Raw genomic sequence first — 22,111 nt, 5'->3', positions numbered from 1 at the left:
CTGCCCGCCTCGGCCTCAGTGGCCCAGACCGTGCCCGTCTTCCTCGCCGAAGTCGAGGTCGGCGGCGTGGCGGGAGGCCTCGCGCTTGCGCTCCTCGAGCGTCGGCGCGGGCACCTCCTGCCCGGTGGCCTCCTCATCCAGACCAAAGTCCAGATCGTGGGTCGCGCCGGCATCCGGCTCCGCGTCCGCAGGGGCGGCAGCATCCTCCGGTCCGTCCAGGTGCAGGGCCGGGGCCACACGCTGGTGGTACAGGTGCTCGGGCGTGCCCTCAGTGCGCTCCAGCTCAGCCTGATACTGCTTGCGCTCCGCGGTGATCTCGGCCTCGACCGCCAGTAACTGCGCGGTGACGCCCTTGGCAGCCGGCTGCTGTGCCTCCGGCCGCTGGAGGTTCTCCGCCTGCGCGACCAAGTCGAGCTCGTCCTCGCTGAACAGCGAGTTGATCGCGTCGGAGCGGGCCCGCAGGCCCCGCTGGTCAACGACGGACTCGACCGGACCATGACCATCCTTGGAGCGATCAGCGAAGTAGGCCGCCAGGTCGTACTCGGTGGAGGCCAGGTCGATCTCGAGATCGGCGATGCGGTGCACGTTCATGAAGACCACGGGGGCATCGGCCTGGTCCCCGGACGGGGTGAGCACGAGGGCATCCGCCCTGGCGGGCAGCTCCCACTCGATCCCCGTGAGCTGGTCGGGCACAGTGAACGAAGGGCTGAAGTAGCCCTTGGCCGCCAGTGCGACCAGCTGCTCGTCGTCGAACTCGTAGAAGGCGTCGACCTTCTCGCCCTGGCCGTGCGAGTAGGTCACCTGGGTGATCCCGTACGGAAGCGGCTCGGCGGGAGTGATCGAGCGCAGCTCGCCCACGACGTGCAGGTAGGGCCGGTAGTTCTCCTCCTTGCCGCGGTGCTTGAGCTCGACAGAGTCGACCAGCACCCCGATCTGGGCATCGAGGCCGTCGTAGCGGTGCGCCTGCACGCCACGCTCCCGCAGGGCCCGGTCGGCCCACACGTCATTCATCATCAGTCCAGCAGTGCGCATCAGTTGCTCCTCTTCCGGTTGGTCTTCTTGCTTGGGCGGGTGGTCCTGGGGGCGGAGGTGGCCGGGGCCAGCGCCGGGGTGCGGGCGTCGCGTACAGCCCGGATCCGGCGGGTGGACCAGCGCCACATCCCGCGCATCGCGGCGATCTCCGCGGCGGCCAGCAACAGGACCACAAACAGCAGCGGGGCGATCCACATCGCGACGGTCCCGGCCATGGTCAGGTCGCCGCTTGCTGCGCCCGACTGCCGGTGCAGCCACGCGCCGAGCATCGGGATCACGACCATCGCAGTCATTGAGGCCAGCACGTAGTCGGCGATGAGCACGACCGAGCGGAAGAACACCGCCCAGATCAGCACCGGCGATCCGCCGGAGCCCTTCCCGGGGGCCAGACGGCGCAGCGCGCCGGCCAGCTTCGAAGGGCCACGCCCGGGCTTCGGCTTGGCCGCGGCCTTCTCGACGGGGACTGCAGTGGCAGCCTCCACCCGGGCTTCGTGCTCGGTCGCGCTGCCGGTCTTGTCCAGAGTCTGGATCGTCATTCGTCTCGTCCTTCGTTGTTGTCGTGTCGTGTTTGTGCGGGTGTCCCGCCGGTCAGCCGCTGTGGCTGGGTCCGGGGCTGGCGGTCTCGGCCGGTGAAGCAGAGGCAGGCGGCCTCTGCGCGACAAGCTGGTCCCGCGTCCGGCCCGAGGCCCGGTACGCTTCGAACGAGGCGACCGTGCCGTCCTGTCCGGTGGCGAAGGTGAAGACCACGTACTCACTTTTGGCCGTGGACTTGCCGTCGGCGGAGACCGGGTCCAGGCGCGCCACTCCGATGTAGGAGTAGTCCAGGCCCTTCACCGCGGCAACGTCGACGTCGAAGTCGGCCAGCTGGTACGCCGTCCCCGCGCCCTTTCCGGCACCGGTCGCTGCCATCCATTCCGGGATGAACTCGGTGAGGATCCGGGACGAGGTCCCGAGAAACGCGTACCGGGCGTCGAGGTCGGCCTGCGTCTCCTTGACGGTCCGCGAGGCAGCCGAGGAATCCGTCAGGCTCAGCAGCACCGAGCGCGCTGCGGCCCGGTCCCGGTCGGCCCGCTCGGCATCCATCCCCGGCAGGGCAGCCAGCAACCGGGCGTGCTTGGTCTCAAGTGCCGCCTGCGCGTCCTCCTGCTTGCCCTGGAGCTGGACGATGAGCTGGTCGGCCTTGGCGTCGGCGTCCGCCGAACCGTCGGCCAGCAGTGCCGGGGCCAGAGAGAGCGGCGACAGCGCCAGCAGCGTTCCGGTGCTGCAGACCAGGACCTTCCCGGCCCTCGCGCGCACCCAGTCCTTCACGTCCTCGATCACGGTGCCTTCACCTCCTGCCGCAGGGCCTCGCCCGTGGTCGTCGTTCCGGTCTGGACCCCGGAGAAGCTCTTGCGGGTCATGTCGTAGTCAGCCCGGGCCCAGGCCAGTACCGCCGGGGCCTGCCCGGCCGCCGGGCGGGTCTGCACCGCCAACCAGGTGACCCGGATCGTGCCGTCCACCTCGACCGAGTAAGGGCGCTGGGCGACCCACTTGAAGCCGGAGTCGAAGCTCATCGGAATCTCGTTGCCCGCGGCGACGTCCTTGTCGGAGGCCAGCAGGTACCAGGGTTGGAGCGTGGCCTGCCCGACGTCGGGGGCGAAGTACGGGGTGAGGTTCCGGCGCGTCGGCTCGGCGGCAGCCTGGTCCAGCGTCCCGCCCGAGTCCGCCACCGAGGGTGTCAGGTGGCGGTACTCGTTCTGCAACCGGGCGATCTGTTCCGCAGCTCCCTGTGCGGTGACCAGGGCGCGGTCAGCGTCCTTGGCCTCCGGGAGGGCGTCGGTGCGCACCTCGGCGGTGCGGATCTGCTCGCGAAGGGAGACGATCTGCTGAGCCTTGTCGTGGCTGACGGTGGCCTCGCCACCAGAGAGACCTGCGCCGGCCAGGAAGCAGAGCAGCGCAGCTGCCCCCATGCACACCCCCCCGATGGCCGCCCGGCGGCTCATCAGTGCACCCGGGACATTTCCGTCCCTAGTGGGGTCGGCGTCGCCCGGTGCCGCACCGGCGTCCGGCGCGGCCACGAAGCGGGTCTTGCGGACAGGCTTGTCAGCCTGCACACCCGACTCGCCGATCTTTGTCGATGCCATTGACCCTCAACTCGCTCTTCGTCTCGAATACCAGTACAACTCTATCAAGAAGATGAGTCGAAAGGGAGTTGGATCATCTGGAATGATGAGTCGAACCGCCAGCGGGAATGGCGGACAGACCAGAGACCTTCCCTTGCGCGTCGACGGTGAGGTACACCAGCACGGTCCGGTACGACTTGACCCGATCCGGTGCCACCTTGTTCTGGGACACCGCATCGGAGGTAGCCGCAACCTCGACCTGCACGGCATACGTGTACTCGTCCGCGGTGACCTTCACGACCTCGAGGTCCGCGTCGGCATTGACCGCCGAGTTCAGCCCTTGGGTGTCGATGTAGTAGTAGCGCTTGCCCGAGGCGTCTTCGTTGAAGCGCGCCGGCGGCATGAACTGCTTCAGGAACTGCTCGTCCTCGGACAGGTGGTAGCGCTCTTTCAGGTCCCGGCGAGCGGCCTCGTAGGCCTGGCCGGAGTCCCAGGTGAATGCCGTCTTCACCAGGCGGTCCACGATCTGCGTGTCGTCGTGGATCCGGCTCTGGCTCACGCCGAGCGACTGCATGACATCCTGCTCGACCTGCTCGGACTTCGCGGTCCCGACCGAGGCAAGCTGACCCTGAAGGCCCGTGATCCTCCGCTGCTGCTGATCCAGTGCGCCGCGCTGGGACCCCCATGTCAGGCCGGTCACCGTCACGGCGGTAACCAGCAGTACCGCGACCCCGACCACCAGGGCGTTGCGCCGCATGAAGCCCGGTTCCGGCGCTGCCGTTTCGTCCGTGCCGTCAATCTGCTGCTCCTGCATCATCAGCCCTCTCCGCTTCCGTTGCCCGTCGTCGATGCGCCCTGCTGGTGCTCCGCGCCGGCGGCGGTCACCACGACCTTGAGATCCGCGAAAGTCCCGGCCTTCCCGTCGTAGGAGTAGGCCGCGTTCGCCCACGCCAGCACCTGTCCACCCGCGGTGTCCCGGCACAGCCAGATCACCCGCGCCGTGCCCGTGGTGCCCGTGGCGTCCTGGGTGGCGAGGTCCGGCATTACCGACTCGATCGACCATGCGTATGCTCCGGGCGAGGAAGCCTTCAAACCCTCGTAGCGCACGTACCAGGGGAACCGCGGGTCGATCTGCGTGCTCGGGTCGAACGGCGTCACAGAGGTCCAGGAGTAGGCCCCCTTCTCGTCGGCCAGGAACGAGCGCGGGCTGAACAGGGGTGCCAGCGTCCGGCGGTGCTCGGCGATCTGCAGTGTCGCCGCGTTCGGCGTACCGTTGCCCGCATTGGGCTGTGTCGCCGCCTCGTAGTGCAGCTGCGCGAAGCGCTGCTGGGCCTCCGCAACCTTCTGGGCGTCCTTTGCGGCTGCCTCCATCAGCCGCGTCATCTTTCCGGGCAGATCCGGGGCGACGGGAGTGCTCCTGTCATCCTCGATCTGGACCTGGAGCGCGGAGAGCCGGTCGGCGTTGGCCGCGTGCTCCGCCTCGAATCCCTTGCCGCTCAATCCCGCGGCCGCCGCGAGCCCGAGGATCGCCACGCCCATTGCGGCGCTCAAAACCAGGCGCGTCCGCCGCGCCGACTCCTCCGGAGTGCGTGCCTGCCGCTCTCCGCGCCGCTCGGAGCGCCAGCCCTCGAAGCGGGCCTCGAGTTCGACCCCGCTGACCCGCCTGCGGGTAGCGGGGGCCTTCAGCTTCTTCGGCGCGCCGTCCTCGTCCTTGACCGTGTCCCCGGCCCTGCCACGCGCATCATCGTCCGCACTCGTCACGATGCCCGCCCTTTCTCGCGTTGTCCTCATATATGACTCCCAAGTCTATCTGTAATGGTCATTCAATAACGAGTCTGCCCCATTCGACAGGTTACTGTGCACGGATCGGGACGCAGAAAGGGCCGGTGCCCGGATCGTCCGGACACCGGCCCTGCTTCCGCCGGCTACGCAGGCAGGTTGCCGCCCGTGGTGATGAGGTCCGTGACGTCGACGAACACCCACCCCTCGGACTTCATCCGCTCCGCACTGTCAACGCGAACGCGGCCCATGAACGCGCAGTAGCCGGCCTCACCGAGGATGACCTTGTCGCCCTGCACGCCCAGCACCACGAGGGTGTGGCCCGCGGACCCCGTACCCGGCCCGGAACCGACCGAGTACGCCGTCGGCGTACTCGAGACCTGCTTGCCCGTCATGGACGCGATCGCGTGGGCTGTCTGGATGCCGTCGCCCGGCGGGTACTGCTGGAACGAGGTGTACTTGTTCATGAAGTAGACCGAGAACGACACGCAGTTCATGGCGTGGTTGTCGCCGCAGGAGCCCGGTCCGCCAGCGCCGTACTTGTCGTCCAGGAACTTGTCGCCCTCCTGGTTGTACAGGTCGATCAGCTGCCGGGCCTGCTCCTCGTTCATGCCGCCGTCGACGAGGCTGCCCGGGCGCACCTTGGTGTCGCTGTCGCAGTTGCCGAAGATGGAGCGGAGCCCGCTGCCGACCGTGTCGACAATGCCGCCCACGATGTCCTGGACCCCGCCCACGACCGAGGTGTCGACGGTCCAGCCGCTCATCTTGCCGAACCACATCTCGGCGTCGGCCTTACGCTCCTGCAGCTGTGAGGCGTTGTCGGCCGAGCGCTCCCACTTGTCGTGGAAGTGCAGTGCAGCAGCAGAGGGAGAGCCCTGCGAGGTCTTGATCATGTCCTTGAACACGGCCACGTCCCCCGGGCTGTCGCCCTCCGCCATGAATGCCAGCTGGGCCTTGATGGTGTACCAGTCCAGGTTCTTGGACTTGGCATAGTCCAGGAGCATCGTGGTTCGCCCGTTCGACCACTGGCCCAGACCGATGCCGCCGTGCGACTGGCCGGGAATGTGGGTGAAGTTCCCGTCCCAGGCGGTCTGCTTGCGCGGGCCGATCTGGTAGGGCTCGTTGTAGATGCCCTCCACGCTGGTGGGGTCCACGCCCGACTCCTGCGACCAGTTGCCCAGGATGCCCGCGATGTTCTCCTCGGGCATGCCCCAGGTCTTCAGCACGGAGTAGACCGCCCGGGCGTTCGCCTCGGTGTTCGCCGGGACGTCAGCGCCGGGGCCGTTGCGGCTGACGTTGACAATGCAGTTAGTCATGGTCGAGCCGCGGCCGCCATCGAGGCCGGCCTGGTCGAGCACACCCGTGAGGACCGTGCTGAGCACAGCCACCGCGGCAACGGTCGCAGCCACCCCGGATGCGGCCGTGGCCACCGGGGCGACGGTGGCGGTCACGGTGACCCCGAACACGGCTCCTGCCGCCTTGCCGACCAGCCCGCCCAGTGCGATGAACGGCGCTGCGATCGTGTGCCCGACCGCCTTGGCAATCCCGAGGATGAAACCCCAGATCATGCTGGCCGCGTTGGCGGCCATCGCGAGCATCGCGAAGAACATGGTCTTGAGCCACTTCAGGAAGGCCATGACCATGAGAAGCCCCGCAGCCGGGGGAGCGGCCGCCGCGGTGCCGCCGACGGCGACACCCTTAGCGGTCTTGGACAGCAGCTGGCCGTCCTTCTCCTTCTGCGAGGTCCGCTCGTAGCCGGTGCCCCCGGCACCAAGCCGCTTGTCGGCAGGCTCGGCGTCCGGACCTCCGCCGGTGACCTTGGACGCACCGTCGACAACATCCTTGCCGGTCTCCAGGCCCACATTCTTGGCAGCGCCGACCGCTGCCCCGGGCAGCGCGCCGACACCGCCGGCGGCGGCTCCGGCCTGGGCCCCGGCGACAGCTCCCGAGGCAGCCGCTCCCGCGTACCGGCCGGCACCGCGGCGGACCGCGCTGCTGCCGTCGCCCTCGACCGCCTTGCGGGCAGCTCCCCCGGCCGCCCCGGCGGCGACACCGTCAAGGCTCTTGGCAGCCTTGGCAGCCTTGGCAGCCTTGGCAGCCTTGCTGGTCTTGCTGGTCTTGCTGGCTGTGTCGGCCGCACCTGTGGCCTTGCCAGCGGCAGCCCCTGCGTCCGGGGCCGGTGCGGTTCCCAGGTGCTTCGACCCGCGGCCCGCAGGCGTCGGGTCCACGGGCTGCGGCGCGGGGGAGGCCCCCGGGGTTTTCGGCAGGCCCTTGGCTGCATCCCCGGACGGGGAAGGAGCGGAGGCCGCTCCGGTACGGGGCCCGGCGCGGCGTTCGCCGGACCCCTCACGACGAGGGGGCTGCGACTCCTCCTTCGCACCCCCGTCGGCGGACCTGCGGTCCCCGCGGGGCGATGCAGCGCGCCGGGTCGGGTCATCCCGCCGCGTCGGCTTGTCGATGGCCATAAGCTTGTCCTTTCCGGCTCGATGCCTGGGTGGTGACTGCCCGCTCCGTGGAGCGCGCTCAGTGATAGACGGTCAGGAAGTCCCCGGCCGAGTTCGCAGTGCTGTTGGACTGCACATCGCGCAGCTTCACGTCCAGGCCGAGCAGCTCGAGCAGAAGCCCGGACTGGTACTCCGACTTGGCCTTGCCGTAGTCCTGGTAGGCCTGGGAGAGGTTGTTCATCACGTTCGTGAGCGGGCGCATCGTCACATCGGAGGACCGGTAGTCCTTCTTCAGGTCGGTGCCGTCGGAGAGGACCCACTTCTTGTCCGAGACCTGCTGGCTCGTGCTGTCGCTGCCCTCGGCGCGCTTGTCGGCGAGGAACTGCACATAGCCCTTCCCGGCGGGCACGAGCGTGTCGAGGTAGCCGTCATAGACGTTGCCCGCGCGCCAGTTGAAGTCGAATCCGCCGGGCACGACATGGCCCGTCTTCAGCTCGAGCGTCGCCTTCCCGTCCTTGGCCTCGGCCGCCGAGGCACCAGCCACCTGATCACCTGCGATGGAGGTCGGAACGGCCGGCGGACGGAGGAAAAGCCCATCGACCTTGGTGGTCGCCAGGTCGGAGGTGTACGACTCGACCTGCTTCAGGCTCGTGCGCATCGCGAGCAGCTTCTGGTCGAGCTTGTCCCGCGTCTGCTGCTCCTGGGTCTTCAGCACGACGTCGTAATAGGCCCGGGCCGGGTCGAAGCTGGCCGCGTCCAGGGCCGGGATGTCGGTGGTGCCCGACGCACCCGGGTTGATGATCACGCGCCACTGGTCGTACTTCTTGAAGCTCGAGTCGCCCACGACCTGGTCATCCCTGCTCTGCTGCCGCTCGTCGTAGGTCAGCTCGGCGTTCGCGCGGACGGTCAGGTTGAGCACCTGCCGGTCGAAGGGCCGGTCCGCGTCCAGGAGGACCCCGACGTAACCGGTCGAGCCGAAGACGTGGAAGGTGCCCCTGATTCCGCTGGTGCTGACCTTTTCGGTCTGCAGCTTGTCGTTGGTGCCCAGCAGGAAGGCCTGGTAGTCCGCCGCGTTGTACGAGATCGCCGCGCTGGCGGGGAAGTGCATCATGACCAGTGCCCTGTTGCCGGTGTGATTGGTGTAGACCCCGTCGACCGTGCCCTTGAGCTGGGTCTTCGAGGAGGTGAACTCGGTGTTGTAGAGCGCGGTGTGCGACACCGCGTCGCTGCCCGCCTTGAAGGCGGCGGCACCCGAGCCGGCCACCACGACCAGCCCCATCACAGCGAAGATGCCGAAGAACACCCCGAAGCGCTCGATTGCGTGGTGCGAGTCGAGCTTGAACCGCTTGCCGAAGGCCAGCGCCTTGTCCTTGATCCCCATGTCCGTTCCCGTTCGTCCTGTTCCTTGCTCTGCCTGTCCTGCTCGTCGTCAGCGCCGTCGTCCGACCCCGGAAACGACGCACCGGGCCGGTTGAGGCCTGGTGACCTCAACCGACCCGGTGCGGTCCGTCGACGCTTTGTGTGCCCGGCCGTTGATTCCTGCCGCGCCGGGCTTAGCCCAGGACGCCGCTGGTCAGTACGTGGCTGACCGTCTGCACGAGGACCGAGCCGCCGCCGAGGTCCTCGAGGGTCTTCTGGCCGCCGGAGCCGATGGTGTTGATCAGCGACCACCCGCCGGTACCGAGCGCGCCGCCGACCAGGATGAGCAGGGCGATGGTGCCCCAGCCCTGCTGCTGGCCCGCGGACTGCGGGGTAGCCATCAGCTTCTTGATCAGGAGCACGCCGCCCCAGACCAGTCCGACCGCACCCAGGAGCATGAGCAGCAGCCCGCCCCAGAGCTGGATCTGGGACTTCGCGTTCTCCAGGAAGCTCGTCAGGTCCCACGCCGCGGTGGGCAGGGCGACCCGCTCGAATGCCGCCTCGTAAATCTTCGTCATGGTTCTTTCCTCTCGCCTATCGAATGGTCGCTTGCATGACATGTGTCACGAGGCGACTGGCATAACCGATTCGCCTAGACAGAGCACAGCGCCCTATCAATGGTCTCTCCCGATGCGACGTGACTCCCCGTTGAGCGGGACGAAATGCCTGCAATCATGCGGCCGACCCCTCTCTAGGGACTCGTATACGTGCACATCATCAGTGACCAATCTACATCATTCGAGTAATCAGTCATAGTCGTATTAGTGACGAGTCGGATACGAGTCCGGAATGTGCTCGAAGACCAGCGCAAACGAGGTGTCGGCGGTAGGACTGACGTTCTGCTCAAAAACGTGTAGATTTCACATGACGGGGCGCGCGGTGTGCGGCTCCGGCACGGCTCGGCATACGCTTCTTGCTGAGCCCTTCGCGCCCATGTACCCGACCAGGAGCCCAAACCAGATGAACGCCTTGCCCGGAGACCTCTTCGCCCGCCGACTGCGACAGGAGAGGGAACGCCTGGGCATCAGCCAGGCTGAGCTGGCCCGCAGGATTGCCGAGATCCTCGGAACGAACGTCGACCCTTCGGCGGTGACCCGGATAGAGCAGCAAATCCGCGCCGTCCGCCTGGACGAGGCGGTCGCCGCCTCCAAGGCCCTGGACGTCCCCCTGGCGATCCTGGTCGCCGAGGATCCGGAGGCAGAGAGCGAGGCCCAGCTGCAGCAGTACCTCGCCGACCTCGCAGCGGCCCAGCGCGAGTGGGAGAAGAACAGGCTGGAGGTGCTGCGGCTCTCCAAGGCCATTCAAGTGCTCGGCGGCGGCGCTCAACTCAAAGGTGTCGTCGACTTCCGCCTCCTGGAAAGCATCGACGCCCGCGTCCCGGTCGAGGAGGACGACCAGCACGGGCACCGGGTTGCCCCCGGCATCGAGGGGTCTACAACCCCAGACGCATGACGCTGTTGCGTACCGCAGGATTGAACTCGCGGTCGTAGACGTCTACCGTCGCTGCCCGGCTCCACCGGCCAGCGCGCATGATCTCCTCCGTGCTCGCACCGTTGCGCCGCGCCTGGGTTACGTGCCCGGCCCGCAGCGAGTGGAAGCCGTAGGCAGCAGGGTTCATCCCGGCCTCGACCATGCGCGAGAGCAGCATCGTGTGCAGCGCGTCGCCGCTCACCGCCCGTGCATGGATCCGGGCGTCCTTCCTGTTGCGGTACGTTGCCCGGAGCAGGGGCGCGCCCGAGGCCAGGTCGGCGCTGCTGATGAGCGCCGTTGAGCCGGCGGCCCCGCAGACGTGCTCCTCGAGACCGTACGAGAACAGCTGCTGCAGGATCCCGCGACGCCGTGTGCGCGCGTCGTCCTGCCGGGCGAGCCCGAGCAGCACGACCCAACGGTGCACCGCACACGGGGGACAGGATGCCGGCGAGCTCCCGAACGGCAGCACGACCACGTCCGGCAGCGCGTTCTCCGGGTCGGCCTTCGAGGCCCCCACATGAACGTGGACACCATCGACCGGGTGCAGCTCGAGCCTGTTCAGCGTCAGGGCCGCCGCCTCGCTCCTGCGCAGGGCCCCTGCGAACCCGAGCCACACCGCCAGGGCGTCCCTGGTGGCTGACACGCCTGCCGGATATGTGTCGTGCTCCATCACCGCGATGATCCGGACCACGTCGTCCAGAAGCAGAGGGCGCTTGCGCCGGGGCCTGGTGGCCCGCAGCTTGGCCAGCCCGCGCACGAGATCCACCACGCCGCGGTGGGCCGTGGGATCAAGAAACCCGCCGCGCAGATGCCTCTCGCCGATACCGGCCAGACGCTGGCGGATCGTCGCGACAGAGAACCGGGGGAGCCCGTCGTCATCGAGCTGCGTGGACATCCAGGCGACGTACCAGCGGACGGTTTCCGGATGCGCAGGCAGCGCCTCCAGTCCGTGGCCGGTACAGAAGTCATCAAAGGCACGCCACGCCGTGGCATAGGCGCGCCGGGTGGCAGCAGACAGCGTGTGTCCTTCCAAAGACCGCGAGATCTCCTCGAGCTCACGCAGCTCGTCGTCCACCTCCGGCTCCGGCGGGACCGTCGGAGCGCTGAGTGCTGCAAGCCTCGCCTGTGCTGCCATGACTCCAGTCTCGACTCACTGGCCGAAGAATCCAAGTCGCAATGGTCTGTCAGTGGCGATTCCCCATACCCGCGATCGACGGGGCAGCTTTGAACCGGGTCTCTGGTAAGTGCGCTTATCGGGCCATGGAGGGAGGTACCCGTCGCGTGACGCGCTGACTGTTCTGACGGGCCCCTCCGACGGCGACGGTGGAAGAATCAGGAGGATGACGACGGCGCTTCCTGACCTCTGGACCGACTGGTGCCTGGTCAGGGGTGTGCCCGCCGGAATAATCGACGAGGCCACAGTCTCTCGCTTTGTGCAACAGGTGCAGCCGTCCAGGGCTGTGCTCTCGACACTGCGCCGGCAGCTGGCTCCCAAAGATCCACCAGCCCCCGCGTGGCCGCGCGGGCACAGGGAGGACCCTGATTCCCTGCAGCGGTTGATCCGGCGTGGGACCGCGATCATCCAGCACCCGGACACCCACTGGGTCTTCCGGCTCCGGCTGCGCCGGATGTTGTTCGCGGCGGTGCTGCTCGCGCCGCGCTCCCACGGAGGCCTCGGACTGGACAGGTCAGGTGCGCTTGGGCTGAGGCCGGACAGGATGCGCGAGCTGCGCCAGTGGATTGGCATCGCCGAGGACCCGAGCGCCTGCCCGGCGTGCGCCACCTGGTCGTGGCTTGATGTGATTGGCACCAACAGCGGGTGGTCGCACGGCTCCGTCCGGGTCCTGGGGAACCGCCGCGACGAAGACGGCCCCGCGCACCGGCACCTTCGGCCGGACCCCAATCCGGACTGGCACCTCTGCGTCGGTATGCTGCCAGCCGTGGACCGCTGGGGATGGATCGATGCCTACCGCTCCATGCACCCATCCTCGCTGTCGGCGGTCATCAGTGCCGCGGCCCTGCTGCTCGACGGTCCGGACCCCGCACCTGCGCCGGTGCCTGCTGCAGTTGCGATGCCGGCCAGCCCCCGGCGGCAGATGTCGCGCGAGGAGGAAGAGCAGATCCTCAAGCGCGCCGATGAACTGACCGCGCGCGTCGAGGCGATCCTTCGCGAATTCGATAACGGCCAATAAAATCGTGTGCATGGGATTCAACTGGGAGCAGGTCCTCGGGACCAAGGGTGCAGGCCTCTCCGACACCTACGACCAGAGCGCCTCGGACGCGCTGTACCAGGACCACCCGAGCGCAGCTCCGCCAGCAAGTCCGGAAGACCCGGGCGATGAGGTCGTCCGCCTGCCATTCGACGAGAGCTGAGCCTCCAAAACTCCCACGCCGGGATGTCCGTTTTCGGACATAACCGCAGGTCAGCGCGCATGCACACTTAAGTGTGCAGTCCCCCGGGGACATGTCCTTAAGTATTCGCGTGATGTGTTCCCTGTAATGACAGGAATTTCCTCCACTCGCACGTGGTGCTCATCGCTCCAGCGCTGCCCACTTAACGTGGGAAGTTGGGTTTGGTTTTCCCGAAGTCTAAGTGTCTATTGGCTCGCTGGGCACCCCTGCAAGCGATGCGAAACGCCGATCGTACGCGAAAAGTTCATGAATCGCTCCAGCCACTTTTGCCCGGTTTGCCAGCGAAATCGCTAGCTTGAGCGTCAGCGGAGGCCGATGAGCATATGGTGATCCAAGGGCGCGCGACCGTCACGTTGGGGATCCGGACGTGGCCGTGCTCGACTGCTCTTCCCATTGACATTCATGTTTTGCCGGCCGAGTGGTTGAGTCAGACTGGAACGAGGCATGATCAGTTTCAACGTCAGTGGTCGCGGCTAATGTCCATAACATCGAACGAATGGAGGACGTACCATGGCGCTGAAGACGTCGCTGGCAGGGCGGGTGCGGAACACGACACTGCCGAAAACCCATGCGCTGCTCCCGCTGCACGAGGCGGTCGTCAACGGCATCCAGGCGATCGACGCGCGGTTCCCCGACGATGCCGCTGGCCGAGGGCGTCTCACCGTCCGGATTCACCGGGAGCGGCAGGGCGCGTTCGACCTTAGCGCGGGCTCTCCCGGCCGCGCACCGCTCAAGATCATCACCGGTTTCAGCGTCGAGGACAACGGCATCGGGTTCACGCCCGACAACATGACGTCCTTCGAGACGCTCGACAGCGACTACAAGGCCGGTATGGGTTGCCGCGGCGTGGGCCGGCTGCTCTGGCTGGTGGCGTTCGATCGCGTCGAGGTGCGCAGCGCCTACTACGAGGGTGGGACCCTTGCGGGACGTCAGTTCAGGTTCTCGGTCAGTCAGGACGTCGTGCGCGACGACGCGCCCGACGGACTGACCGATGCCGGCAGCTCTGTGTGTCTGGAGGGCTTCAAGAAGCCGTACCAGCAGAGCGCGGCGAAGACGGTTGAGGCCATCGCGCGCGAAATCTTCGAGCACTGTATCTGGTACTTCCTCCGCGACGGCGGCGCTCCCGACGTGTTCGTGTCTGACGACGATGAGACGTTCTCGCTCAAGGACTTTGTCGAAGAGCTCGGGCACTCCGAGACGGCAGCGTCGTTCGAGGTCAAGGGCCAGACGTTCGAGATGCTCAACCTGCGCCTCAAGACCTCGGCCCGCAACGCGACGCCGCGCCTGCACTGGTGCGCCGCGAACCGGGTCGTCAAAGACGAGAGCATCGCGGGGAAGCTGCCGGGCCTCTACGCGCGCATGAAAGACGGCACCTCAACCGAGTTCACCTACGTCTGCTACCTGTCCTCGACCTACCTCAACGACCACGTCAGGGCCGACCGCACGGACTTCGACCTGCCGGAGCGCATGGCGGGCGACGCCCTGATCGACGAGCCGACGCTCGACGACATCCGTACAGGCGTCCTGCAGGAGGTCTCGAAGGCGCTGACGGAGCCGCTGGCATCGGCGCGGGTCGCGAGCAAGGAGCGGATCCACCAATACGTGAGCACCAAGGGGCCGAAGTACCGCCCGCTCATAAAGCGCATCGAATCAGCCGGGATCGTCGTGGACCCGTCGATGAAGGACACCGACCTCGAAATGGAGCTGCACAAGCATGCCCAGAGGATCGAAACCGATTTACTGGCAGAGGGCCAGGCCGTATTCGCGGATTCGAGCGGCGACAAGCCCGAAGATTACGACGAGCGCCTCGCCAAGTACCTCGTGACAGTGAAGGATTTCAACCAGTCCGACCTGGCGAACTACGTCGCCCGACGACGAACGACCCTCGACATCCTCGCGAAACTCATCGAGTCGGACGGCAACGGCAAGTACGCCCGCGAGGACCGAATCCATGAGCTGCTCTTCCCGATGCGGCAGGACTCGAACGAGGTCGGGGTCGACGCGTCAAACCTGTGGATCCTCGACGAGCGGCTCGTCTTCCACGACTACCTCGCGTCCGACAAGACGTTCAAGAATATGCCCGTCACGGACGATGCCTCGACGAACAGACCAGACATTCTGGCAACCCGCGTGCTCGAGCCGGACTTGCCCGTGCTCGCGTCCGAAGGGCAGAAGCTGCCGCTGCAGTCGATCGTCGTCGTCGAGCTCAAGCGTCCCATGCGCAATGATGCGACGGCGGAGGATAAGAACCCCATCGCACAGTGCCTCGACTACGTCGCGCGCGTCCGTGAGGGCAAGGCGGCGACTGCAACTGGGCGACCGATCCCGTCGAGCGCGCAGGAGCCGCCGGCTTTCTGCTATGTCATCGCCGACCTGACGCCGACGATGGAGCGCATGTGCAAGCTGTCGACCCTGACCAAAACACATGACGGGCTCGGGTACTTCGGCTACATCGAGCCCTACAAGGCCTACGTCGAAGTCATCAGCTTCGACGGTCTCGTCAATGCGGCCACAGAGCGGAACAGGGCGTTCTTCGATAGGCTCGGCCTGCCGTCGAGCTAGGCGACGATCAGCGACATGCTCCTCCGCGTAGCACGGCTGCATGTCCGATGTTGTGGGACCTTCGGGGAGGTGTGCCAGAGCTAGTCAAGTGATGGAGGTCCCGATGGGCTGATCGTCAGGCTGGAGGCGTTGGACCTGAGGTCTTGAGCCGGTGGGTAGGTGTCAGCGGTACCAGCCGCGGCGGGTGGGTACTTCTATCCGCGGCATTTCGTGCGGTTTCAGCGGGCGTTGGGGAACCGGACGGATGGTGTAAGGGGTGATGCGGTCCTCCTCGTGCTCCCTCTCGATCATTTCTGCGGTGCCCTTGTCAGTCCTGCGGATGTGGTCCACAGCCCATGTCAGGAGGACGTCGAGGCGATTGACTTCCGCTTCTGCAGCCAAGAGCCGTTCATGAGCCGTCACCGAGCCGTAACCGCACCATTGACGGAGCATCTCATGAATGGGTCTTTGGCGGCGCAGGTAATAGTCGTATTCAAACTCAGCTGAAGTGGCTACCGGTTCCCGGGTTTCCCAGTTTTCAATTGTTCCGCCCCGTTTGGATTTTTCTCGAGCCACTGCTTCCTCGGCCATGACGAGGTCCAGGACCGGGGCCGGGTTCCTGCGGCAGGCCAGCTCCACGACAGCCAGCGCCGCACGCGGCGACAAGAACACCTCGCCGTCATGAACCAGCCAAGAAAATCGGGATTGGAAGGCAGCCACGGTCTGTCCGGTGAGCGTTTCGAAGGCACCGTGATCGTGGACCGTCAATGAATCGTCGCTTGAAGCGACAGATAGCTCGGCGACCTCCGAAGGTATCACCAGCTCCAGTGCGGCCCACAGGGCCGACGCCTCGTGTTCGTCGATGGACTCGGCCTTGAGCCGCCTCCAGCCATCCATCGAGGTGTCGTACGCGACTACGTCTTCCCACGGCACCTTGAGTCGGGAACGAGGGACGTTTTCTTCCCTGCCCGGTGAATGGCCGTCCAAGTGACGGATGTCGACCCGGAATCTTCGACCCTCCTGGTGCACCGCCACGATGTGCACCCGCTCGGACGGCGCATCGTCACGCAGCCTGTAGGCCCACTCTTCCCCCGGGCACGGACCACGGGAAACCTCAGCATTTGGTTCCATAGCCGCTCATTATCCGTCCACACCAGGCTGCTGTCTCCTAGCAGATTGGTGCCAACAAGTTAGCCGAACGAGAAACCATCAGCTGGAACTGCGCAGGACCTGGCTTTTGTTCAAAACTACGTTTTCGCTGTGGTGCCCCGCGCGTTCCCTCGATTTGTCCGGTGCTCTGGGCGAGGATCAAAGAATGAGCGCGGCCAAGGCTGACACTGTTTCCGATGACCAGACTCCTGAGCCTGGGAGACTGCAGACGCGGGTACCGGGGCGGGCACGGCCCCAGAAGCAGGCCCTCCGGGAGTTCGAGGAGGGTGTCGCCCAGTTGCGTCAGCAGTACGACCCGGTATTCTGGCCGCTCGTCGTCCCGGAAGCCAAGAACATGTTTCGCTGGCGCGTCCAGTTGGAGTGCGGATGTACGCACGAGGTCTACACGCACGGCGAAGACAATTATCCGGACGATCGCCGCTACCCCGACCTCATCAGTCAGCGCAGGCTTCCCTCCGGGGAGTTCTGGTGTACGACTGACCATGGGCCCGCTGCCAAGCCGTATCGTGACATCGTCGAGTGGGTCGACAGGAAGATCACGGAATTCCCAGCTGATGCTGAGGAACCTGACTACGACTGGATGGACGCCGAGGACTGGGCGAAGATCCGGAAACCCACGCCACACTCGTCGGCGTTCTGGCGGGTCAGGCTCTCCTGCGGGCACTATGAGCAAGTCTGCACTGATGTGGATTGGAAGCCTGAGGACGGGCCCAAGCTGGTGTCCGAGGAGCGCATCGTGGAGATCCGCCGTGATTTCGAGGAAAGCTGGGCGGCAGTGGATAACCCTGGATGGCCTGAAAGGGGTTTCGAGCGAGACCACATCCGGAAGATGATCGATCTGCGCTGGCCGCGCCCCGAGCCCGAGAGGGACTGCTTCACGTGTACGCATGTGCGGCGGATCACTGGCTATCAGCGGATCGGCTGGCTCGTTTCGAGGACGAGGCCGGCACCACGCCCGTCTACGAACCTTGATCGGGAGAAGATCGAGGCTCGACTCGCCGCGGCGGAGGCTGAAGTCCGGCGGCTGCGCAAGCAACTCGACAACCCAGACAACGCTTGAGTCCACAACGAGGCGATCTTGACTTCGTATTTTGGGAGGGTCGCATGAACTACACCCTCGATGGGAACGAGAAGCGGACCAAGGACGCCTATGCCGAGTTCAGCGTTCGGCAGTTCGTCGCGTTCAGGAGATGTTCTATGAGGATTCGTAGGGCTATCCTCGGCAGATGAACCAACATGCAGTACCGACCGAACCAGGCCAATACATATTTGCGTTCAGCCTCAGCCGAGGGTGGCTTCGGATAGCTGGGACGTGTGCAGTTGCTGCGGTGGTTATTGCCGTCGTGGCAAACGCAACCGAGCCGTTCCGAGCCCCCTTAGGAATCGCGCTAGGCGTCCTCGCGATAACCCTACTCATCGCATTTGCCATCAAAGGTTCATCACGACGGCAGACGCAGGAACCAGCGGCAGCCCAAGCCCGCACGGGCGGGCATCGGAGGTTGTTTGGCAAAATGCGGGGCAGAAGGTCCTTAGCGGCAGAACTGGCTCTCCTTGCAGAACTCCATGCGAAGGGTGCACTCTCTGACGAGGAATTCAGCGCCGCCAAGCTCAGTACCCTTGCGGACTGATATCCAGCGGTTGCTTCGTCAGTCTCATAGCGACTTCAGGGGTAACTTCGGCCAAGAATTTGCCCATTGTGCCCCGCAGCGAGGGAAAAAGAAGGCCCACCGATGGGGGACCGGCAGGCCTTCAGCACGCCACGCTACAGCAGCGCGCATGGAACATCGACTGGACTAAGGCGTCAAACGAAGGAGTGCCAAGTTGTTGTTCTTCTCGTTGTCTGGGGCATGGATAAGGGTTGTTTCCGGCGTTGGAAACGCTGCCCGCCGCAGCCGAATAGTGCGACTATTCAGCTGCAGCTATCCGCGAGGTCGGGGCTGGGCGCTCGGTCGTAGTGTCGGGACGTATTGAAGGGACATTGATACTCTGGGCAGAGGGGAAAGGGGGAACAGAAATGGGTCTTAGAAGTCTTTTTCGGCGAAAAGACGCAACCGCGGCACCCATGAGTCCAGTCGTGGCGGCAGGACGTGTCCCAGACGCGCCCATATCACCTGAGCTCCAAGCGGAACTGCGGGAAGCGTGGGCAGAACTAACTGAGGCGGCCAAGGCATCGAAAGTGACAAACTTCCATGCCTGTACACGTACCTCACGGCACTGGACCGAGGACCCGGCGGCAGTCAGAGCCATAGCGGCCACACTCCGTGAATTCCCGGATACAGACAGCCAGCAGACACCATAGTGACCTACGGGGCGTTCGTCCGAGGTCATCACAGCTCGCCGGAAGGCCGGCGGTACGAGATTTCCACTAAGATCCTGGGGCAAGTTTGCAAGGTCTGGACGCTGCCGTGGCGAGGATTGATCCGTGCAAAGCACATCCGCGGTTTAGCCGCCGTGATCTACAAGCAGATTTGGTCCGTGTCGATGCTCCACCCTGTGTCCTCATGAAGAAGATGAGGCTCCGGTACGCCGGAGCGTGTCGGCTGTGCGGTGCATCTCTTCCGGCAGGGACGGAAGCGATCTATGAAAGCGATACGAAGACCGTCCGATGCTTGGAGTGTGCCACCGAGACCCCGGAAACAACCCCCCACCTGGAACGAGTTGGTGATCACTCGTTGTCCACTGAGTCTGGAATCGCTGGCTCGTCAGCCCGACGCGAGTATGAGCGCCGCAAAGCGAAAGACGAGGAAAAGCTCCGCGAGAAGTGGGGTCCATTCGGCGGCATCGCAGTCGTCCTCTCTGACGAACGCCAAAGCACCAAATCCTGGGATCGAGGCGCGATTGGCGAGGAACGCCTCGGCGCTCGGCTGGATGCCCTGGCCGCCGATGGCCTGGCCGTCCTTCACGACCGACGCATTCCCGGCTCGAAAGCCAACATCGACCACATCGCCATCACTCGCAGTGGTATCTGGGTCATCGACGCCAAAAGGTACAAGGGACGGCCTGAACTGAAGGTCGAGGGTGGCATCCTGCGCCCACGCGTGGAGAAGCTCCTCGTCGGCCGACGTGATTGCACGAAGCTGGTCGATGGGGTGCTCAAACAGGTCGACGTTGTGCAAGACCTCGTCGGGGATATTCCGGTCACCGGGGCGCTGTGCTTTATCGAAGCCGATTGGCCCCTGATCGGGGGCGCATTCTCGACCCATGGCGTTCATGTACTTTGGCCGAAACGGCTAGCAAAACTACTTGTAGAAATGTCGGCCGGCGACGTTGATGTGGCGGCGGTGCATGAGTCGTTAGCCTCCCGGTTCAAGCCTGCTTGAGTCAGGTGCCCACGTTCCAGGCCGCTCGGAACCACACTGAGGGATAGCTTGCTGGAACGAAGTCAGGCATCGATCGGTAGTGAATTTGCGGTCCGGCCGCCTGCCCAGCCTCCCATGATGAAGCATGGGCCCCCTCGACGTCGCGACAGTTCGGGAAGCCCGTGCCAAGCGCCGTTGCGGAGCTTTTCGCGAGGTTCGTCAGATTCTGGACCGCGGGCAGGATGCCCGCTGGGTCGGGTACATGTGCAGCCATTTATCCATGCCCTCCACGAAGCCAACTGACTTCGGATACGGCAGAGCCAAGCCGCTAATTACGCTTTTCGGCCGGCCGGTACCTGTCACCAAAAGCGACCAAGGAGCTCTGGAGCAGCGTCATGCTGCCCAGTATGTCCACTGGCCGGGAACGGGTTTCTGCCGGCAGTGGGCTGACCATCCAGGCGGCGAACACGTTATGCGGAATCTTCAGGCTCATCGCCTGGTCAAAGAGGCGCAGCACAGGTTCGTGGAAGAGCCCATCTTTGAGCTGGAAGCCCGGGCAGAAGGTTCCCTCGCCGATGAATACCCGAACTGCCCGGAGCATGGCCTCCGGGTCGCCGAGGGATAGGAAATGCGTCTCCAGGTCTGCCGCTGTCGGCATGGTGAATTCTTCGCGGATGCTGTTCCAGATATGCTCCGGGACAGCCGGCCAAAACCGCTCAACCTTCGCATTCGACGCAGTAGGCATGGCCGCCCTTCTCGCGGGCCTTCTGCGAACGGTGACGGACCAGGAAGCAGGACCAGCAGGTGAACTCGTCGTCAGCCTGCGGAATGACCTGGACGACCAGCTCTTCGGCAATGAACTCCCCGCCAGGGGTCAGGCCGTCCAGGGCGTCAGCCTCGTCGAGCTCCTGAACCACGGATTTCGCATCCGGGGCTTTGGCGGACTTCAGGGCCTCCAGGGAGTTTTCCTGGGATTCCTTGACGTCGGTGCGCAGTTCATCGTAATCGGTTGCCACGGAGGTGCATCTCTTCTCTGTTGATGGGGATTACCGATCCTGCAACGTACAGGACACGGGAAGAATTCCCAAAACAGTTCGTTCCTGCGCGGGCGCTTGGACCAGGGGCGCTTGACCTGCAACCCTGATCGTGCTGCCGCCGGGGAGCCTCATGCGCGGCGGCCAACACGAAGTTGCCGCACGGTCGACGAGCCCGCTGCGGCCATAAGCGCGAAGATAACACCGGCGAGGCCACCGCTCCAAGAGCCAACGATGAGGCCCACACCTCAATCTGTAGGGGCTGACGCATCCTTGGTGTGAACGGAGGTTCCAAGGAAGTCACCGGCCACTTGAAGCAAGCTGACGGTATCGAAGTAGTCAGGCACCTGGGCCCGGTGGACAGCGTCATTACGGGCATCATTCAGGCGTTTCAGATCCTCGAAGGTCACGTCGAACTCAAACCCAGAGACTTTCGCTATGTCGATGGAAATGCCAAGGGTCGGCCGAGCCTCCAGGCGCGCACGCTGTCGCTCCGGAAGATCCCCAATCCTCTCGTCCAGAATGCGGACGAGTGCGATCTCAAGTGCAGCCGCGGCGTCGATCACTGTACGCCGGTAAAATCCGCGTGCGAATGCCGCATGCGCGTCCCGGATAAGAAGGTACTCCAGGGGCGGCTCCTTACCGTCACGGACAGCGGCAAGAATCGACTGCCATTCAGCAGCGGTGACCGGCTGAATGTGACGGGTGGTGAGTCGAATACCTAGAGCGCCTTCGTGCTGTGGAGCAATGAAGGTCAGTCCGGCCCCGACCGTTTCCGCATCGTAGACCCTATGATCCGGATCGAGATCCTGTCCGGTGAAAATCTCGACCCAGGAACGCACATGGTCGAACCAGAACTTGATGCACTCTCCGAGCTGCTGGTCAGGACCCCGCCATGATTTGGTTTCATCAATCGGAGCCTCGACAGCCGTGATGACGATTCGGCGCAATGCGGTCGCCGGCTGAAACTCTTTAGCAATCCACCCTGCGGACTTTATCGTCCACTCGACCAACTCCCCGTCGCGGGACTCAGGGACCGCAACGCCGTCGATCGCAGGGGGACCACCTGCGGGGGGCCTGTCCTGCGGCATCACCACGTCAAACTGAACACTGCCGTACCCGGACGAGTAGGTCCCGCCTAGAGCTGCACAGGACACCCAAATCGGAACGGGCAGCTCATAGATCGCGGTCACGGGCTCGGAAGCGGGTGGAGTCACTTCTGCCGCATTTATCTCGTTCACGGTTCCAAACTACTTGGCCCCAAGGCTTTGGCCAGCGGATTTACGCCAGTGCCCTGGCGGCGTCGTAGCCGGCGGACTTCAGCAGGTTGTTCCGGACCTAGTCATATCTTCTGGTGGTCCGCGGATCGGCATGGCACATGCGGCCCTGCAACGCGTGCAGCGAGGTGC

Annotated in this window: 22 protein-coding genes; 8 read left to right on the top strand and 14 right to left on the bottom strand. The window is 65.1% G+C overall.

Features of this window, described 5'->3' with window-relative positions:
- Window positions 1–15: 15 nt before the first annotated feature.
- The 9 genes from AC1DLO_RS00315 to AC1DLO_RS00275 all read right to left on the bottom strand — a co-directional run bounded on the left by AC1DLO_RS00315 (window position 16) and on the right by AC1DLO_RS00275 (window position 9,294).
- Complete coding sequence (locus tag AC1DLO_RS00315) at window positions 16–1,032, bottom strand: hypothetical protein (protein ID WP_476888362.1); 1,017 nt, start codon at window positions 1,030–1,032, stop codon at window positions 16–18.
- A complete protein-coding gene (locus tag AC1DLO_RS00310) occupies window positions 1,032–1,568 on the bottom strand; it encodes a hypothetical protein (protein ID WP_476888361.1) in 537 nt (178 codons plus the stop codon). Before AC1DLO_RS00310 ends, AC1DLO_RS00315 begins: the two co-directional genes overlap by 1 nt.
- Window positions 1,569–1,620: 52 nt before the next feature.
- Window positions 1,621–2,352: a hypothetical protein gene (locus AC1DLO_RS00305; protein WP_476888360.1), complete on the bottom strand. Its 732-nt coding sequence runs from the start codon at window positions 2,350–2,352 to the stop codon at window positions 1,621–1,623.
- Window positions 2,349–3,155: a hypothetical protein gene (locus AC1DLO_RS00300; RefSeq protein WP_476888359.1), complete on the bottom strand. Its 807-nt coding sequence runs from the start codon at window positions 3,153–3,155 to the stop codon at window positions 2,349–2,351. The genes AC1DLO_RS00305 and AC1DLO_RS00300 overlap by 4 nt, the downstream gene beginning before the upstream one ends.
- Window positions 3,156–3,228: 73 nt before the next feature.
- On the bottom strand, window positions 3,229–3,951 hold the full coding sequence (locus AC1DLO_RS00295; protein ID WP_476914371.1) for a hypothetical protein: 723 nt from the start codon (window positions 3,949–3,951) through the stop codon (window positions 3,229–3,231).
- Window positions 3,951–4,925: a hypothetical protein gene (locus AC1DLO_RS00290; protein ID WP_476914370.1), complete on the bottom strand. Its 975-nt coding sequence runs from the start codon at window positions 4,923–4,925 to the stop codon at window positions 3,951–3,953. The genes AC1DLO_RS00295 and AC1DLO_RS00290 overlap by 1 nt, the downstream gene beginning before the upstream one ends.
- 134 nt (window positions 4,926–5,059) lie before the next feature.
- Window positions 5,060–7,378 carry a phage tail tip lysozyme gene (locus AC1DLO_RS00285; RefSeq protein ID WP_476914369.1) on the bottom strand — a complete coding sequence of 773 codons (2,319 nt, stop codon included), beginning with the start codon at window positions 7,376–7,378 and terminating at the stop codon, window positions 5,060–5,062.
- A 58-nt stretch (window positions 7,379–7,436) separates the two neighbouring features.
- Window positions 7,437–8,738, bottom strand: coding sequence for a hypothetical protein (locus AC1DLO_RS00280; protein ID WP_476888355.1), 1,302 nt, complete (start codon window positions 8,736–8,738; stop codon window positions 7,437–7,439).
- Window positions 8,739–8,910: 172 nt separating this feature from the next.
- On the bottom strand, window positions 8,911–9,294 hold the full coding sequence (locus AC1DLO_RS00275; protein WP_071416501.1) for a hypothetical protein: 384 nt from the start codon (window positions 9,292–9,294) through the stop codon (window positions 8,911–8,913).
- 442 nt (window positions 9,295–9,736) lie between these two features.
- Here AC1DLO_RS00275 and AC1DLO_RS00270 point away from each other — a divergent pair, with 442 nt between their 5' ends.
- Window positions 9,737–10,228 carry a helix-turn-helix domain-containing protein gene (locus AC1DLO_RS00270; RefSeq protein ID WP_142938930.1) on the top strand — a complete coding sequence of 164 codons (492 nt, stop codon included), beginning with the start codon at window positions 9,737–9,739 and terminating at the stop codon, window positions 10,226–10,228.
- Here AC1DLO_RS00270 and AC1DLO_RS00265 read toward each other — a convergent pair.
- The gene (locus AC1DLO_RS00265; RefSeq protein ID WP_476888354.1) at window positions 10,209–11,381 is read right to left on the bottom strand and encodes a hypothetical protein; all 1,173 of its coding nucleotides are present in this window, start codon (window positions 11,379–11,381) and stop codon (window positions 10,209–10,211) included. The two genes, AC1DLO_RS00270 and AC1DLO_RS00265, sit on opposite strands and share 20 nt — an antisense overlap.
- A gap of 205 nt (window positions 11,382–11,586) precedes the next feature.
- Between AC1DLO_RS00265 and AC1DLO_RS00260 the strand changes: the two genes are divergently transcribed.
- The 4 genes from AC1DLO_RS00260 to AC1DLO_RS00245 all read left to right on the top strand — a co-directional run bounded on the left by AC1DLO_RS00260 (window position 11,587) and on the right by AC1DLO_RS00245 (window position 15,220).
- The gene (locus tag AC1DLO_RS00260) at window positions 11,587–12,438 is read left to right on the top strand and encodes a hypothetical protein (protein WP_476888353.1); all 852 of its coding nucleotides are present in this window, start codon (window positions 11,587–11,589) and stop codon (window positions 12,436–12,438) included.
- Window positions 12,439–12,448: 10 nt separating this feature from the next.
- Window positions 12,449–12,619 (top strand): hypothetical protein, encoded by a 171-nt coding sequence (locus AC1DLO_RS00255; RefSeq protein ID WP_160147650.1) that lies wholly within the window; start codon window positions 12,449–12,451, stop codon window positions 12,617–12,619.
- A 126-nt stretch (window positions 12,620–12,745) separates the two neighbouring features.
- On the top strand, window positions 12,746–12,952 hold the full coding sequence (locus AC1DLO_RS00250; RefSeq protein WP_476888352.1) for a zinc finger domain-containing protein: 207 nt from the start codon (window positions 12,746–12,748) through the stop codon (window positions 12,950–12,952).
- Window positions 12,953–13,168: 216 nt separating this feature from the next.
- Window positions 13,169–15,220, top strand: coding sequence for an ATP-binding protein (locus AC1DLO_RS00245; RefSeq protein ID WP_476888351.1), 2,052 nt, complete (start codon window positions 13,169–13,171; stop codon window positions 15,218–15,220).
- A gap of 162 nt (window positions 15,221–15,382) precedes the next feature.
- On the opposite strand, the gene AC1DLO_RS00240 is transcribed toward AC1DLO_RS00245, so the two are convergent.
- Complete coding sequence (locus AC1DLO_RS00240) at window positions 15,383–16,330, bottom strand: hypothetical protein (RefSeq protein WP_476888350.1); 948 nt, start codon at window positions 16,328–16,330, stop codon at window positions 15,383–15,385.
- Window positions 16,331–16,514: 184 nt separating this feature from the next.
- On the opposite strand from AC1DLO_RS00240, the gene AC1DLO_RS00235 reads away from it, so the two are divergent.
- The 3 genes from AC1DLO_RS00235 to AC1DLO_RS00225 all read left to right on the top strand — a co-directional run bounded on the left by AC1DLO_RS00235 (window position 16,515) and on the right by AC1DLO_RS00225 (window position 19,689).
- On the top strand, window positions 16,515–17,429 hold the full coding sequence (locus AC1DLO_RS00235; RefSeq protein ID WP_476888349.1) for a hypothetical protein: 915 nt from the start codon (window positions 16,515–16,517) through the stop codon (window positions 17,427–17,429).
- Between the two features lie 166 nt (window positions 17,430–17,595).
- A complete protein-coding gene (locus tag AC1DLO_RS00230) occupies window positions 17,596–17,997 on the top strand; it encodes an SHOCT domain-containing protein (RefSeq protein ID WP_476888348.1) in 402 nt (133 codons plus the stop codon).
- A gap of 873 nt (window positions 17,998–18,870) precedes the next feature.
- Window positions 18,871–19,689: a nuclease-related domain-containing protein gene (locus AC1DLO_RS00225; RefSeq protein ID WP_476888754.1), complete on the top strand. Its 819-nt coding sequence runs from the start codon at window positions 18,871–18,873 to the stop codon at window positions 19,687–19,689.
- A 307-nt stretch (window positions 19,690–19,996) separates the two neighbouring features.
- Here AC1DLO_RS00225 and AC1DLO_RS00220 read toward each other — a convergent pair whose 3' ends face one another.
- From AC1DLO_RS00220 to AC1DLO_RS00210, 3 genes are all read right to left on the bottom strand, one after another.
- On the bottom strand, window positions 19,997–20,413 hold the full coding sequence (locus tag AC1DLO_RS00220; protein ID WP_476888347.1) for a hypothetical protein: 417 nt from the start codon (window positions 20,411–20,413) through the stop codon (window positions 19,997–19,999).
- Window positions 20,385–20,684, bottom strand: a complete 300-nt coding sequence (locus tag AC1DLO_RS00215; protein ID WP_476888346.1) for a DUF4193 domain-containing protein — start codon at window positions 20,682–20,684, stop codon at window positions 20,385–20,387. The genes AC1DLO_RS00220 and AC1DLO_RS00215 overlap by 29 nt, the downstream gene beginning before the upstream one ends.
- A gap of 266 nt (window positions 20,685–20,950) precedes the next feature.
- Complete coding sequence (locus AC1DLO_RS00210; RefSeq protein ID WP_476888345.1) at window positions 20,951–21,895, bottom strand: hypothetical protein; 945 nt, start codon at window positions 21,893–21,895, stop codon at window positions 20,951–20,953.
- Window positions 21,896–22,111: the final 216 nt, after the last annotated feature.

It is taken from the genome of Arthrobacter sp. 01T419 (assembly GCF_056398865.1).
Note: the sequence above shows the minus strand (reverse complement) of the source record. Positions and strands in the feature narration are given on the sequence as shown.